Origin of the sequence: Streptococcus sp. 11-4097 (genome assembly GCF_018215285.2) — a bacterium.
Lineage (GTDB): Bacteria > Bacillota > Bacilli > Lactobacillales > Streptococcaceae > Streptococcus.
On record NZ_CP185262.1, the window covers coordinates 1,541,400 to 1,558,680 of the forward strand.

The 17,281-nt window shown below is 36.2% G+C and carries 10 protein-coding genes; all 10 read right to left on the bottom strand.

Annotated features, from left to right (window positions below):
• Nucleotides 1-64: 64 nt before the first annotated feature.
• A complete protein-coding gene (locus KB197_RS07710) occupies nt 65-6,559 on the bottom strand; it encodes a S8 family serine peptidase (RefSeq protein ID WP_212573963.1) in 6,495 nt (2,164 codons plus the stop codon).
• 579 nt (nt 6,560-7,138) lie between these two features.
• On the bottom strand, nt 7,139-7,870 hold the full coding sequence (locus tag KB197_RS07715; RefSeq protein WP_212573962.1) for a hypothetical protein: 732 nt from the start codon (nt 7,868-7,870) through the stop codon (nt 7,139-7,141).
• A gap of 243 nt (nt 7,871-8,113) precedes the next feature.
• Complete coding sequence (locus tag KB197_RS07720) at nt 8,114-8,620, bottom strand: DUF5085 family protein (RefSeq protein WP_023946276.1); 507 nt, start codon at nt 8,618-8,620, stop codon at nt 8,114-8,116.
• Complete coding sequence (locus KB197_RS07725) at nt 8,610-9,059, bottom strand: hypothetical protein (protein ID WP_033682145.1); 450 nt, start codon at nt 9,057-9,059, stop codon at nt 8,610-8,612. Before KB197_RS07725 ends, KB197_RS07720 begins: the two co-directional genes overlap by 11 nt.
• The gene (locus KB197_RS07730; protein ID WP_023946274.1) at nt 9,056-9,721 is read right to left on the bottom strand and encodes a hypothetical protein; all 666 of its coding nucleotides are present in this window, start codon (nt 9,719-9,721) and stop codon (nt 9,056-9,058) included. The genes KB197_RS07725 and KB197_RS07730 overlap by 4 nt, the downstream gene beginning before the upstream one ends.
• A 65-nt stretch (nt 9,722-9,786) precedes the next feature.
• Nucleotides 9,787-10,452 (bottom strand): hypothetical protein, encoded by a 666-nt coding sequence (locus KB197_RS07735; protein WP_023946273.1) that lies wholly within the window; start codon nt 10,450-10,452, stop codon nt 9,787-9,789.
• Nucleotide 10,453: 1 nt separating this feature from the next.
• Nucleotides 10,454-12,037: a T7SS effector LXG polymorphic toxin gene (locus KB197_RS07740; protein ID WP_033682144.1), complete on the bottom strand. Its 1,584-nt coding sequence runs from the start codon at nt 12,035-12,037 to the stop codon at nt 10,454-10,456.
• Nucleotides 12,027-12,401, bottom strand: a complete 375-nt coding sequence (locus tag KB197_RS07745; protein WP_033682143.1) for a hypothetical protein — start codon at nt 12,399-12,401, stop codon at nt 12,027-12,029. The genes KB197_RS07740 and KB197_RS07745 overlap by 11 nt, the downstream gene beginning before the upstream one ends.
• A 2-nt stretch (nt 12,402-12,403) precedes the next feature.
• A complete protein-coding gene (locus KB197_RS07750; RefSeq protein ID WP_033682142.1) occupies nt 12,404-12,769 on the bottom strand; it encodes a TIGR04197 family type VII secretion effector in 366 nt (121 codons plus the stop codon).
• 81 nt (nt 12,770-12,850) lie between these two features.
• Complete coding sequence (gene essC, locus KB197_RS07755; protein WP_033682141.1) at nt 12,851-17,272, bottom strand: type VII secretion protein EssC; 4,422 nt, start codon at nt 17,270-17,272, stop codon at nt 12,851-12,853.
• Between the last annotated feature and the right edge of the window lie 9 nt (nt 17,273-17,281).

The following is a 17,281-nucleotide window of genomic DNA, read 5'->3' on the forward strand; positions in this document are numbered from 1 at the left end:
CAAACTGTTTAACCATTACAGTATCTAATCTCAACACATAAACATTTTTTCTATAGCTTTTGTCTTAATCTTGATCTTTTTTCTTCAATCCAAGAAGTACTCCTACTATAAACAATATTCCAGCAATGAATGGTGTAAGAACTGCTCTAACTGTTCCGGTTTTTGGCAACCTATCAGAATGGTTAGTATCCGACTTACTATCAATGTTAGTATGTTTATTAGCTATGTTCACTTGTTTATTAAGATGGACTTCCTTCTTATTTTCAAAGTTTTTATCAAGAACTGTAGTTGTAACATCCTTAGTTGAATCAGATTTTTGTGAATGATTTGCTCTTTGTAAGTCCTCTTTTCTATGACTTTGATTTAATTGACTAGGATTTACCTGTGGGTTGTCTTTCTTTTTGGATACATCAAAAGTAGGTTTATTTTCCTCCTCCTTTTTCTCCTCTATTTTCTTGAATACAGGTTTTATAAGGGTATCTTTTGATAGATTAAGAACATAGCCAGTGTCTTTTTTCCCTTCGAAACCAGAAATTTCCCAACCATCAAATTGATAGCCTACTTCTAATTCCCCCTTATAGATAGGTAAAATGAAATCTTCTTCCGCCACTATCGTTGAACTCATTTCTTTTCCATTTTGAATGGTCACAGTTACCATATGAGGTTTTAGTTCGCTTACCTCTCCCGTATCTTTGTTTAAAATGAATTCTTTTACAGTCGTATTTCTTGCGAAATCTTTTACAACAATCTTAATGTTTAGTGTCTTATCTGCTATTTGTTTAATATCAGCAAATGATTTATATTCTTTTCCATTTACATAAATATGTTGTTCTTGAATCTCACCATCGAATCCATTATTTCTTTTATCATTGATATTAAAGACTACAGATTTTCCCTTAGCATATTCGATACTAGTATTTCCCTTAGGATCAATCTTTACTTCTGGTTTAACATTATCATATAAAAATTGATAGTGTACTCCAACCGCTTTCGCATTCAAATCGCTATAGCCAGTTTGAAGATAAACATTTCCATCCATGTCTGTTACCTTATCTGGGAATCCGTTTGCTTTATAGTCTTTCATCCCCCAGTCCATGATGTCACCATCTTTAACATTAAGCTTAATGTTAAAATCTCTAGTGTTATCAATGTGTAAATCTCCATAGATTAAATAATTATCTACAACCGATTCATTAACTCTCAACTCCCAGTTAAAACCACCCTTATCAGAAATCTTACCTCTTAAATAGAATTCTGGATTTCGTACATAAATTTTATTAGATTTAGATGGATTAAAGTAGTTCTTGTCCATTGAAAGATTTACTGGTTTTGCATCAATAAATAACGTAGAGCCATCTTCTTTTATAGCTTCTACATTGGACTTATCCTCTCCTGTGTACTCTTTACCATCCTTACCAAATAATACCAGTTTAGAAGAATCTGTCACAAGATTGCCATCTTTATCGATTGCTTCCCCTTTATCATTCATTTTAAAGGTAAACACTTGATACCTTACAATGTTAAAGCCGTCCAAAGCCGACATTAATACGGATTGAGTACTTCTTCCATCTTCAACATTTCTACTATCAGCATAAATTATTTTTTCTGATAAGACTCTTAGATTAGGATTGGCCTTTTGGATTTTTGCTATATCTTTCTGGCTATAAACTCCATTTCCTTCTAACATATCCGTTTTTCCAGGATTATAGGTAGTCACTTTTAGTGCATAGCCTTTTCTTAGAATGATGTTATCTTTTAATAGATATTGTTGTTTTTCTGAATCAGCATAGATTTTACCAGATTCCATGTCCGTTAAATTGTTTGGTTTGTTTTTCGAAAGATCTCCTTCTCCTAATTCTATGACATTCCCATAACTTGATGCATACGGATATTCTGCTTTAGTTTCCTTATTTTTTTCAGGCATTCTAATTTTAGTTTCAGCTTTTATCTGATCATCATCTTTAACAAAGAATCTCATATCTCCTGCAAAAGCTAACCCATCCACAATATCATTAACATTAGCGTATAAATCAAATGTCATCGTTTTTGAATGCGAATCATACTTGGTCGTTTTGATTTCTATCGATTTATAGTTATTTCCATAATATACCTTGGCATTTTTAGAAACATTACTGATCTTTCCAAGAATTTCAAAGTGTCCATCTTTAGACGGGCTTAGAACACCATAAATTTTTGATTTGATTTCGTCAAGTTTTTCAGTTTCATATTGTAAGGCGCTACCATCGTCATAAGCAATGATATTTCCCTTATCATCGTATTTATAATCGTATTCCTCTATTCTCTTACCAGTTTCACTTGTAAAGTCATCAACTTCTCTAAATTTCTTTTTAATGAGTTTCTTTAAATCTTTGCTTTCAAAGTCTCTAATTGTTGAAATGGCTTTATTGATAGTAAAGCTAGATTTTTCTTCGGTAGCCTCTTCATTTTCTTGATGATGTTCTACTTCAGTTGTATCTTTTTTAAAACTATCCTCTTTTCTATTTTCTAAATTTTTAAATTTAGATTCGGAAATCTCGCCAAGTTTTTGGTATTTAGATGAATCCTGATCAGGATCTACTAGATAATAGGAAATCATCCCCTTTTCATCAGCATGATCAGCAAATTTAATTCTATGAATCTTTGTGAAATTGCTAGATCCATCTAATGCAATGACTTCAATGATTTTTCCTCTTAAATCTCCTGCACCATTAATTTCATAAATGGTATTTCCGTCTTTGTCAAGTTTTCTATTTCTTCCTTGACCCTCACCTGCGTAAGTTACTTCAAGATTTTTCTCAACCTCTCCATCTTCATTAACAAGAGCGGCGCCAGCATACCAAACTTCGTTGGCAATCTCGTCAAATTTTTCAGGATGTTCTTTCTGATCTCTCGCAAATAAAGTTTCATTCTTGTATTGCTCTTTTACCTTATGATAAGTATCCTTTGTAATCAACTTAATTTTTTCAGGATTTGAAAAATCAATCGAAACAATCTTAGGGGCTGTGTTATCAATTTTTACAGGAATATAGGAAACCTGCCATGGGTAATCTTTAGTTAATCTATATTTAAATTTATAGAAATATTGACCTTCTGCAATCGGTTCAAATTGACCTCTTATCTTAGTGGCAGGATCTTTGGTATCCTTGCTTTCTGGTGCATTTTCTTCTCTACCTCTCGGGTTATAAATGAGTCCATCCCATTTCAAGTCACCCCAAACTTTTAGTTTAGAAGATTTGATTCCCTTTGCATCATTTCTCTTAGAGTTCAAAATTCCTTTAATAAAGTGTTCTCTCGAAATGACTTTTAAGTCAATTTGATTTTCTCCCTCTTTATTTGTATTTACTATTGAAATCAATCCTTCTTCTGCACTTCTTAATACAAGTGGAGAAGGTGTTAATCCTCTTTCAAGTTGAGCATCTTGAGGATTTCCATTTGAATCTAAAGGATAAATTTTAGCAATCTTAGAACCACTTGATGATGGTGCGTTGATTCCTTCGTTATTGAAAGCAAATAATTCTGGATTTTGATCTAGGGATGTTGTATTTTTATCTTTTCTATTTTGTATAACTCCTGCTGGATTAAATTTATCTATACCATGTTCTCCACCAATCCCCTTATTTAAGGTTCCTGGAATTTTCGGTTTACCATCATCATCATAACCTTCCATTGTTTTTGATTTTGATCCTTCTTCCCAAGCCCATTTATCAAGGATTGGTTCGTGGTTCCAATTCCCAGCAAATCCCATTAGAGGCATCGATAAAGAAGGTTGGAAGTTTATTTTATTCCCGTTGGAGTTCAGAGCTTCCATTTCTTCCACTGACTCAAAATGAATAAATGATTCTACAAATTTATTTTTGTTTTTAGCCTCTCCAACATTTATAACTGCATTTAAATCAAAGCTAGAATTTGGGCCTATAGTGAAAGTATCATGCTCAAATGTGATATTTGCTCCTTTGACTTTTTCTGGGTGAATTTCTGGAACAATTTGCTTCCCATCTGGTGATTTTTCATCTTTATATGTTTCATCTAGTTTTAATCTGTCAGTTAGGGCATCTGTAGTTACAGTTGATGCTGAAACTTTAAAGGTCAAAGGTCTGTTTGATGTATTGTGAAGATTAATTGTAAAATATTTTTTATCTCCTTTTATTTCTTTAAGAGAAATAGAACCATAAGAATTTACCAAGCCTTTAGAATCTGTGTTTTTGAAAGTCGCTACAACTTCATTTCTCAAAGCATTGGCAACATTAATTAGCCCTGCCCCCTGTTGTCTAGGTGATGCAAAGTATTGACTTTTTTCTTTCCAAGAAGTCGCATCCATCATAGGGCGTGCAGTATTTTGTAGGGCTATTTTTGTAAGACTTGTAAGATCTATTTTGTCATCTCCCTTAAGATTTTTCAACACAGGTCTTTCAAGCATTTCCTTTAACTTTGGCCTAATCAAAACAGTAGAAGCTGCTACGATTGGAGTTGCCATACTAGTTCCTGACATATAGCCATAAGTTGATTTCCCATTAATGACATTGAGAGTGGATTTAATGTTTTTACCAGGTGCTGAAACATCAGGTTTTAAAAGTAAATCTGTTCTCGGTCCCCAAGATGTGGATCCTGCTGGGACTATAATATCTTCTTTATACAGTTCTTTGTCGGTGTCAGGTGCAAACTTAAAGTCAATTTCTTTTTCATCACCTACATTCGGTTTATTAGAATTATAGCTTGCCATATCAATTGGATAGTATTGCTCCAATTTATCTTTAAAATCTTCTTTATTATTTCTTTTAACTTTAGTTTTTTTATCAGGGTTAATCATGTTCCATAACTTTACACCATCATCTCCTGAAATTGAGAAAACTTGACTAGTAGTTCCTTCATCCTCCTCATATCCCATAGCTGGGAGCTCTGTCCAATTATCTCTATTGTAGTAATTTACAGTATTTACAACCATAATGGCACGTGCGCCCTTATCCGTTGCTCGTTTAAAAGCATTTTTTAAATCCTTTGTATAAATTCTATCCATTACTGCAATTTTGCCCTTAAGATCCAAACCTATCAAATCTTGGTCTTGACCTTTGCCTATATATACAAATTTCAATTTACTAGGAGCTTTTGAACCATCTTCGTTTGTTATGATTTTATTCTTATCGAAAAAGGCCCCTATATTTCTATATTTAAAACTTTCTCCTCCAATCTTAACTTTATCAAACTCAACTGTTTGATTTTTAGCAGAAGCAACGGCTATCGCATCTTCATGTGCTGCAGTTCGTGTTACATTTCCAGTGTCGGTCATTTTCAGATTATTATTTGCCACTAAATCCCATGAAGAACTTGAAGCAGAAGTTGCATAGTTACCCGTAGCTACAACCATTGGAATGCCTGCTTTTCTTAATGCTCTAATAGCTTGCCAATATTTCTCACCTACAAGACCTGTTCCTGTAAAGCCAGATGATACCGAAACAACATCAACATTGTGTTTGATTGAATCTTCAATAGCATGAAACATTGTTTCATCTCCTGCGAAGCCAGACCCTGCGTCAGAGTACATTTTATAAGAGAAGATCTGTGCATTAGGAGCAATTCCATCTATTCCGTTAAAGTTTTTGATATCTTTTTCAGTATCATTTCCCGCAAGAATCCCTGCAATATGCATCCCATGTGGATCAAAATAATCGCTTCCATCATCAGCTTTTTCTACAGTAATTTTACCACCATTATAATAATTGAAAGCATGAGGAATTTTATCACTCAACCAGAAATTTTTATCAGTACCTTTTAAGTCTTCTTTTTTAAATTTCATTGAGCTTTTGGCATCATCATCGATTCTCATAGCCTTATGTCTATAATCAGTCCCAGTATCGATGTTTGAAATGACCATACCTCTACCATCAAAATTTTTACCAAATGGTGCATTGATAGATTTTAGGTAATCGATTGCCTCTTCAACTCCAATTTCTTTTCTAGCATGATTCATCATAGGTTGGACTTTTTGTGATCGTTCAACCGATGAAATACCTTCTATTAGTTTAATTTTGTCCAGAGTATCTTTGGTTGTTTCAATCGCGCTACCGTTAAAAATTCTATCATAAGTATATAAAACTTTTGTATTCTTAAGATTTGATAGTTCCTTGATTGCTTTTTCTCCAGATTCTTTATCTTTAAATTCAGCAATATAGACAAGTCTATCTTCTTTTTTGGGACTTTCCGTGTCTTTACTTGCAGACAAGTCTGCGTTATCTCCTTTGTATTGATTGGAATCTTCTTTTTTGATTGTTGTTTTTTCATTGTTAGTTTTATTGTCTATCACAGATTCTTTACTAACAACTTCTTTTTCCTCAATAACTGTTGTTTTCTTCTCTTCAGTATCCTTTGAAGTTTCTATAACATTATGAATATCTTCATGTTTTTCTTTGTTTTCGTTTTGTTTACCTACTACTACTTTTTCTTTATCAGAGATACTTAAAGCATCTTCAGAGCTAGATGTATCTGCTAAAACTACCTCATTAGGGACATAGGCTGCTAAAATAACTGCAGCTGTGGTTAATGACAATACTGTACTTTTTTTCATTTTAATTCCTTACATATTTATTTAACTTCCAATAGATAGAAAACTTTAACTTTGCTAGCCTTTGTTATAAAAAGTTTTACTAAGTATTATCTAGGAAATAGAGTAGTACATTTATATATAATTGTTAGCTCTCTGAAAAATAGTATATCAATTAAAAAAATTTAAGTCAAGAAAAATTAATGTTGGTTAATTTTATTTTTAACTTATGTTAAAAAAGATGCAAAAGTTTCGTACTTAACTGAGATACATTATCAGCACATTCACACCATCAAAAATAGTAGCAATCAAGTTGAAGCACTACTAGAATCACAAAAACAGACATCATCGATGCAATAACAATACTATTAAACAAAATAAATAACCGATAAGAACTGGGCTTAACGGTTATTTTCTACATATCTAATTTTGCAAATCTTCAGTCATATGTTCACCTGTGACCTAGACTTTACGACTCTCTTGCTCTAGCAACTGAGCTAAATCGGCGATTGCAATTATAGTATAGAAGTCAAGAAATTTTCATCTCCCTTGAATTGTCAAATTAAGTGCACCTTTCTTAGATATTTACAAATGATTTCATTTCTAAACTAATCCATCGCTATCAGGGTGCTTCTTTATATAAATAGCTGCATAAACCGCATCCACCATGACAGCTGGCAGTGTCAAAGTAAATAAAATTCCCAATAAAACACCAAAAGCAATCTGAATATAACCTGTTAGGAGGGCGGGAATGATTGTTGCCCCAGCAAAAGCTATAGCAAAATTATTCCACCATGTTTTCTTTCTATTTCCCTCTTTTACTTGATTAAAAGCCCAGACTTTCCCCTGATTCTTTGGGATATAATACCAAGCATAGAGGCCACAAGCCAAGATAAAAAGGAACAACATCAATATTACATAAAATGGAGTGAGAGGGGATTGATATATTCCATCTATACTATTTGAATCTCCGACTGTTATAAACATCAACATTCCGATAAAATCAATCCAAACTAATGCGCTCCAAGTAAGCAAAGCAATCAGGATATAAGTTAAAAATTTAAATCGATTGATTAAAAACTTAGAAAAACCAAACAACATACTTACAATATTAAGAATGATACAAATCAAAAATGTAACTTTAAGCACTCCCCAATGACTTCCTGTTTCACCTATAAGAGCCCAGTAAAAGAAAAAGGAGCAAAATGGTAAATTTATCCATGGATAAATCTTAATGTATCCTAAACTGACACCATCTGTAATCAAAGGCCCATGGTATCTTTCTCTTTCTATATCAGTAATCTTTGCTTTATTTTTTCTATTTTTCTTTACCATAAACTCCACTCCTATCGTTTGCAAGCCTTGACCAATTTCATATATATTTTATGAAGACATCCTTAGCTGCATCTGTTTCAGAGAAAGGATAATTCTTAAAATAAACTGGGACATCTATAAAACATTTCCAGCATATCCTCTATAAGCTCCTAACATGAACGATATACTTTTTGACAAATCTGTTCATCTGATACATTTCCCAACCCACTCAATACATGCAGTGACTAAATTTTAATTCCACATTTACCATCCAAATATTTCTTCAATAGACTGAATACCTGAAAAAGTCTCTTTTAACACACCTACTTTTATATCTGTATAGACTTTCCCGTCAGAGATTGTGGTGAAAAAGAAGGGAGGGGTCAACTCACAATGTCCCTGATAATAGATATAACCCGCTAAGAAGCTTATCCCCTCTTTCACTGACTCATCATCTGGTTCTAAAATTCTAGTTGAAACAGTATTTAAAACTTGAAACAGACTGTGATACAAAAAGTCTTCTGGCAAAGTATCTTCAATATACTCTTCTTCTACTGGGATAAACAGTTCCATCAACACATCTTGATTTTCTTCTAACTTGGAATTAATCGTATAAAAGAAAGGTCCTCGAAGCGTATATCCTGCTTCTCTTACTTCTTCTAAAAAAGAGTTATAAGTGTCTGGCATCTCTTCTTGCGATACTGTATAATACCTTGAGATAACATTTCTATATTGTATATCTTGGTATTCTCCCACGTTTTTAAATAGCATCTGTAATCTCCTTAATTGGGATATTCATTTCAACAAAGTGCTGTCCAAATATTGGGAAAATAGACAGAAAAACTGTATCTCCCAGCATTTCTAATCCCTCATCATGAATATACTGCTTCATTTCTTCAATTTTTGGAAGGAAATGTTCATCAAATGGAGTTACCTCAGAGACACACTGCTTAATTGTAAAATGTTCTAGATATTGAAATTCATCATTTCCTTCAATTGGAATGTTTGTCGGAATATAGAACTTAAACGAGGCTTCTCCTGGCTTTCCAAAAGTGCTCAAACATGTTTCAATCGTTGTCGGACCATTTTTATAGACCCCTGTTTCAAATAATAATTTTTCACAACTTTCAATCAAATCTAGAAAAGATTCCATAGGAACTTTTTTCTCTGTATAAGCAATATTGCTGATATCTATTCTAATTAATTTCATTTTATTTCTCCTCTATAAATAAAGTTTTTAGTGCTTTTCTTTTTCCAACCGGTGAATACTCGTGCATACTCAAGCCAATAGAAGGGGAGGCAGGCAATGCTTAATCCTACAACACAAGGAATAGCATATATCACTGGTAACATAAATAAACGTCCTATAATTGCAAAAATTGCTGCTAATGAAGCAAGAATAAGTGGAGGAACGTGTAAGATTGTCTTCCTGAATTCTCCAGATGGTAAGGTCTTAGCTTTAGGGACAATTAACAACTGGTAAACAAAGGTGATTAGCTGAAAAATAAGGCTCAATCCAATTAACTTCATGAAAATAGACCAGTAGTCATCTCCTAAAAATATAGAACTTCCAAAAAGTAATTCTACATGAGAAATAAGCACAGAACTAGCTGGCACCAATTGCAAAATTTTTGTTTTGGAAAACTTTTGGAATAGCAAGAATATGAACACGAGTACCAGTATATGATAAATAGTAAAACGAAAAACTAGCATACTCATATCATGTGACTCCTCTTTGATAAAAAAAGAACCTATAAATATCAGTAAAGAAAATATTACTCCAATTGTAAAAGCCCTTAAAAAGTCAGAGTTTTTTATAGGACTAGAATCCACAACTGCCATATTTAAAAATTCATAGTACTTTTCTCTCATCCTTTCATCCTATCCTCCTATCCTCCTATCATGAGCTGTGCTATTACTAGCCATTCTAATTAATTTTATTTTATTTCTCCTCTAAAAATAATGTTATTCGTGCTTTTCTTTTCCCAACCGGTGAATACTTGAGTATAGCCGAGAATAAAGAACGAGTTCAATGAAATACTCATTCCTACTAATCCGATGATAACATAGATTCCAGATAACATAAACAATCGTGTTATTACTACTATTGCTGCTGACATTGTTGTTACAATAAGGGCTGGTAAGTGTAACAAATTCTTCTTATGCTCAGTATCTGGCATTTGTTTTACTTTTGAAACAATTGATATTTGATAAAAAAAGTTTATCACCTGAAAAGCAACGCTCAATCCAATGAAAAGAAAGAATATCGATAAATACTGTTCCCCAAAGAATATAGAGCTCAAAAAAAGAAGTTTAAAATGAAGAAAAAGAAACGAAGTCGTCGGAACTGATTGTAATAATTTTGAAGCGGAAAATTTTTGAAACAACAAAAATGCAAGCAGTACTATTACCATATGGACAATAGTAACATGAATCAAAAATATACTAAGATTATGCATTTGATTCTTTGTAAATATGGAAACAATCAGTACTACTGAAGTAAATAGAAATTCGAATAAAAATACAAGATAGAAATTCAAATTTCTCACTGGTTTATGACCTGTCATCAGTATATTCAAAAATTCATAATATCTTTCTTTCATCTTATCCTCCTACAATTCCTGCCCACCATTTTTTCAAACCCTTTGAAAATCCGGTATGTTTATCTAGTTCATTTAAACCCACACTAATACCTCCGCCTATAAGAATTGCAACACCAGCTACTACAGCAACTGGTAATGTAAAGGTAGTTACTGCAGCCACAGCTGCGGCTATCCCCGTAGCTGATACAACACCTACAATACTTGATGTAGCGCTGATTCCTACATTCTTCACAGTATCAATTGTGACACCTCCAAATTGAGTAGCTATATACTTTTCACTTCCAACTGTCATATTTTTGCTAACAGCAATATCATGTGTTTCTCCCATTCCGTCTACAATATCTACAGCAGAAAATACCACATTTGCAATCGCCATGCCTTTACCCAATTTGCCCATATTCTTAAAGCTATCCGATAACTTAATTCCTTCAGTAGGATGTATTGAGAATATGTTTGACAAACCAGCTGTTGCTGAGGAAAGTGCACCATCTTTCCCAGCCTTAATGATATTAGGACGGAAAGGTTGCATCATATCCTCGTACTGACCTCGAATATTTGTTCCCTTATTTGTAGTAATCTTACTATAATTGTGATGTCGGTTTATACTATTACGACTGTAAAATTTATCATAGCCTAACAATTTATCTAGCTTTTGCCCAATAGGTGTTGTACCATGATGAAATATTAAATTTCCTTTATTGTCTTTTGTAATTCTAGAACCCAAATACAAAACATTAGCAACATCTAAAACGGTTGTAGTTTTACTATATAAATCGCTAATTTTGCTATATGGAGAGTCGTTAATTAACCTTAATAGTTCTGGCTTTGCCAATTCTGTTGGATAACGTTTTCCATACTCTGCAATCGCTGCGATATCCTTCTCATCTAATTCGGTTTTGTTTTTAATTTTATCTAAAACATTTTGGTAATTTTGGATCACCTCAGAACGCTTCGTCCACTCACTATTAATATTACTAGCCCAAGGAGCTTGTCCCTCTACTTTAAATGTCCCATCAAACTTTCCAAAGTCACCTGTGACTTGTTCGAAACCTTGGAAAACTAAGCTCTGTAAGCTTTCTGAATCCGAAAACTGACCACTAGTCGAGCTCGCAAACGACTGCAATTTTTCTAATTTCCTTTGTAACTCATCTCGCTTACTTGTTGCATTTGAGATAATTCCTCGAACATTACTTATATATATAGGATCGACGTCCTTTAGATTATATAAACTATATAAAATAGATTCATAAGTCGAAATGGTTGTATTCTTCGCTTCAATTTGCTGTTGAAGTATATCCTCATCTAGACTTTCTCCACCAACTTGTGAATAGTAAAGAGTCGGTAGTTCACCGGCTTTTCCTCCTAGACTCTCTGAAAAGAGGATAACTCCTCTAAGTAGGGGAACCATTATATTTTCCGCATAGGACTTAGCGCTATCATAGGCTGCCCCTTTCAACTCCTCCTCTGTAATCAAATTATTAAAAGCACTAATGACATCGTTATAATAATTCACACGGCTGCTTAATACACTATTTGCTGTACTACCCTGCGAATCTGCTGAGCCTATATCTACTTTAATCCCCATTCTTCTCCTCCTTCTCCTCATTTTGTAATTCAAGACGGCGTTGTTGAAAAAGAAGTTCCTCTTTTTCACCCTCTAGCTTGCTCATTGCTTTTTTTAATTCTTCTTTCCTCTCAGAGATAAAATCATCAAGTAGCTGTTCATTCCTTTTTAACATCTCTATATCTTCAAGACGATCCATCTCATCTTTAACGGATAACGGATAATAGCCTAATTCTCTATATGGAATGAAGTTCGTTTGACAAAGATCTAAGATCTCCGTCGCAACGGAAAGAAACTGATTTCTTTCTTCTTCTAGCTTTGATAATTTCGTTTGAATCTGTTGAACACTACATTGAATATCTTCTAATTTTCTAGTTTTTTCCATCCTCACTCCTTAAACAAATTATTTTGAGGAACAAATGACGGATTTGTGTATGGCGAAGATAGACCAGTTGTCCCCTTATTTTGACCCGACGATAAATTATTCTGCCACATTGTACTTATATTCTCATCTACTACTTCGAATTCATTTGCGACACCATGAATTAATTTTACGAATTCACTTATTTTCGATTGAATATTTTGAGCAATAGATGCCTCATTGATGATCAATTTTCTTCCTACCGTATTAGCGGTATAATAGCTTGTCTTATCTCTAGTAACTGTACCGGCAGTTGTAATGCTATTGCTTGCTGATACAATTCCAGTTGCAATAGTACTTGCCGTGCCTTTTTCACTTTTTACTTGTCCCATGTTCAATAACCTTTTCAATTATCCTTTCTACTATCAAATCGTCAAGAGACAGGGTTGAATCTTAAGTATCAAATAATATTGTTACTTATTCTTACTAATTTTGAGTTTGATGATTTCTTTCCGAGAATGTAAATAAACCTGATCGGGATCTGGAGCCACATCTCTGCTATATATTCCTTTATCTAAGAAGGTTTGATCCATTAGGCGCATACCAAAGATGACCCATTGGACATTTGTTTTGAGGTATCTTGGAATTGGGTCAACGCTTGTTCCAATATAAGTATAATCTGTACCAATAATAAACCTCATCCCTACTCGATAACCATTCTCAAACATAAATTGAAGCTGTTGAACATTTAAATCGCTTTCGGATACAAGTGCTCTCATATTTGGTATAAAAACAATCCACTCAGATGAGATTCCTTTTTCAAGACGGCGCTCTATTTCGTAGATTAGCTGATTTCCTATGTCCGATACTTCCTTTTTACTTCCAACATAGGTTTTCACCTGATTACTATATGACTCATATTCTTGGAAAGCATCAATCAACATCATATGAACGTTAGGCATTTTAAGAATAGTTCTTAATAAATGATGAGTTATATTATCAAAAGCATCTTCTGCATTTGATACATAAGCCATGTGTTTAAATTTGCTAAGAGAGATATTGACACTTCCAACCATTTCTAGCTCCAAACCGATAGGAATCTGACCATTCTCAATAGCTTCTTGTACACTAGGCAATTTCAAAAATTCTTCCACCATCAACTCCTCTGGCACCATCGGGATGGCACTTGGGCGCTGGCCTGTCCAGGCTTCTTGGAGGGAAGCCACTTCCTGACGAAGGTTATTGAGGACTTGGTTTTCGTTGTCTCCAGAGACTGGGAGTGCCAGCTGGATGACATCCACGTCTTCACGCTTCATGAGAGCCCGTCCCTTGATGTCTTCCATGGTCATGGCAAGGGGTGTAGAGCCCACAATCGTCCGCACTTCACTAGCTTCATTTTGTGGTAGGCTCAACTGGTGCTTGAAGTTCGAGTAGAGTTGAGCACGAAGGTTGGACTGGCGACCCGCTGTCATCAAGAGATGTACCCCAATGCTGAGACCTTCACGAGAGATGCGCACCAAGAGCTTGAAGAGTTCTGCCTCATAGGCTTCTTCCTTGAAAGCTTCATAGCTATCTAAGAGGATGACAATAGCCGGTTCTTCCTGACCACTAGCCTGACGATAGAGTTCCAAGGTCCCAACTCCATAGTCCGCAAGGAGTTTCTTACGACGGTTGAGTTCTTTCTCCATGATTCGTACAAACTTAGAGATCTTCTCCGTTTGGTCCAGAGACATGGTATCCGCTACCTGAGGAAGCTTAGACAATGGAGCCAAACCATTGGTCCCAAAGTCCATCAAGTACATAGTAAGGTCCTTAGGACTGAACTTACGAGCCAAGTCCATACCTGCAGACTGAAGGAAGGTTGTCTTCCCGGTACCCGGACTTCCATAGAGAAGGACATGTCCGTCCTTGGCGAGATTGATAGAGACGGCTTCCTGTTTCTGATCCTGTGGGATATCTGCCATTCCAAGTAGAATTGAGAGTGATTTCTCTTGTGCCCAGGCTATTGCTGGTTGCACTTCTTCCAGCTCCTCTAGCGCAATGCGCTCCTTAAGTGGTGGCAACCATGGCTGTGGTACTGGAGGAATTTCTTGTTCTTCACATAGGAGATGGATATTGTGCACAATAGCATCTAGCTCTGTCGGAACTTCCTTGATTTCGTCCGCATCCTCTAAGCCCGATAAGTCTTCATTTAGGATTTCATATTGCCCCAATTCATTGATCAGGTAGATGGTATGGTCTTCAATTCCCATATCATCCTTTTCTGGCTGGTAATCTGCGCCTGACCAGGCTGACTGGAAGAGTTCATAGACTTCATTATTTCCGACTTGCAGATAGGCACGTCCCGTCTGAGTGATTTCGGCCGCATCCGGTGTATGAAGCATTTCATTGGAGTCCGAACGATCTGCTACCTTAAGGGCAATCTTAAAGCGAGAGTTGGACCAGATCTGGTCATCCACCACACCTGATGGCTTTTGAGTAGCTAGGATCAAGTGAACCCCGAGGGAACGCCCGACACGCGCAATAGATACCAACTTCTTGATAAAGTCGGGCTGGTTAACCTTGAGCTCTGCGAACTCATCTGAGATGATGAAGAGATGAGGGAGGGGTTCTGTCGCTTCTCCGTTTTTAAATTTCTTCTGGTATTGGTTGATATGGTTGACTTCAAACTCTCCAAAGAGTCGTTCACGACGATGGATTTCCGCATTGATCGAAGCCAAAGCCCGCATGGATTGGACACCATCCAAGTTGGTAATGGTTCCCAAGAGATGGGGGAGGTTTTTAAAGAGATTGGCCATCCCACCACCCTTGTAGTCAATCAGCAAGAAAGCCACATCATGAGGGTGGAAGTTGACAGCGAGGGATAGGATGTAGGATTGGATCGTTTCTGACTTCCCTGATCCAGTCGTCCCTGCGATCAAACCATGAGGTCCATGAGCTTTTTCATGTAGATTGAGCTGAACCAGGTCATCCTGACCACGCAGACCAATCGGCACAGCCAAACTCTTGTAAGGTGCGTTCTTTTTCCAACGGCTCGATACCTGCAAGTCCTCAAAGGTCTCCGCACCATACATTTCCATAAAGGTCACGGAATCTGGAATCGAACTCTTAAGGTTTTGGAGGTGATTGAGCGGTGCCAAGGTACGGGCGATCCGCTCCTTATCATAATCTGCTGGGAAATGATCCAAGCGGAAGTCCGTCTCTTTCAAGACCCCTTCTTCCATGACCAGTTGGCCCGTATTTCGGTCCTTGATATTGATCACTGTCTGGATATTCTCAGACAAGGAACTCATGACATCCTCTACAAAGATGAGAGAACAGCCTAATTCCGTTGGATCTTCGGTAAAGAATTCCATGATAATATGGTCCAAAATCAGCTTCTCATCGGTTACTAGAACCACGTAATGAGGATGGAAGAGGGTGCTCTCCTTGTGGGATGCTTCTTCCTTTTGACTACGACGTAGTTTCAAGATTTGGTTCAAACTATTGAGAACCTGGTCTCGTGTCCGTTGATTGTAGACAAAACCGCGAACATTGAGTTCTTGCAGTTTGGCATGAGGGAGCCAACGCATCCAAGACCATTGTTCTTTTTCCTCTTCTGGCAAGATCGTAATAAACTGCACATCATGATAAGAATGAAAAGTCGCTAACTGCATCACCAAAAGCTGCAGTTGTTCTAGGACGAGATTTCTAGGTCCAATATAACCAACCGGTCCATGGCTAAGGTTTGCCGGAATCGGCATATCTGGAATTTTTTTGTGACGACTATAGAGAGCATAACCCTCTTCTTCCAGAGCATCCTTCTTACCACTGCGCTCCTGTTGACCATATTTCAAGTCATAGCTAGTCGGTATTTTCCCGAGTCCCAAACGATAGTATAAGAAGTCAAAATGTAAGGGAGTTTTTTCGTAAATCCGGTGATTGTAACTCTCAACCAAGTCCGTCAACTCTAAAATAGTTGGAAAATGATAGTGCATCCCTTCTTTTTGTTCCCGTTCCAGACGAGTCAATTCCATGACCTTATCTTTCAGGTAAAGACGATAGAGATCGATCCGTTCCTTCTTATCAGCCTTGTACTTTTTACGATTTTTGATAAAACCACGGATAGAAAAAATCATTGTGGTTATGGACATCCCTACTGTCGCAAGAATATAGATCCCTCGAGGTTGAACCAAGGTGATCAAGACGGTTACCCCGACCATCGTAAGAGGAGGAACGATTAGCTTTAACAGTTCATCACTTGGCTTAGCTGGTTCTTGACCTGGAGGGTTAATCAAGATTTTATCTTCACTTCCACGATAAATGATTCGTGGAGAGCGGTGATAATCTGGATAATCTTCATAAAAACCATATCGAGAGGGTTCTCTCAGCGTTAGTTGTCTCCCAACTTGAGCTGGTCCCAAAACCCATACTTCGTCTGGAAAGAGCTTTATTGTCACCGCTCCTAAACTCAACTCATCTCCAAAACCAATCAATTGCTGGTCCATTTGTTCCAGATGATTGTTTCGATAAAATGCGCCTTTTAATCGAGTTAGCATCCATTGATTCTGAGATTTTTGGAGTAAGAGTTCGACATCTTCATCTAGTGTGATCAACGCACCTTTATGAGAACCAATCTGAAACTCTGATAAATCCAAAAGATCATAGACCCTTGGACCCCCTTCTCGGATATAAAAGACAACCTCACCCAAACGTAGACCATCTTTCAATAATCCTGCTTCGTTCTCATACTGATAAAAGATCTTGTCACCGTCAAGCTTGAGCTGAATCGGACTCTCCTGTTGAGGAAGGTAGACTTGGGCCTTTTCAGTAGCCCCAACCAAGACCGTCTTAGCTGCACTCAGTTCTACTTCATAACGCAGACCTTGACTGTAGAAAATGATTTGTTTTTTCATAGTTTCTCT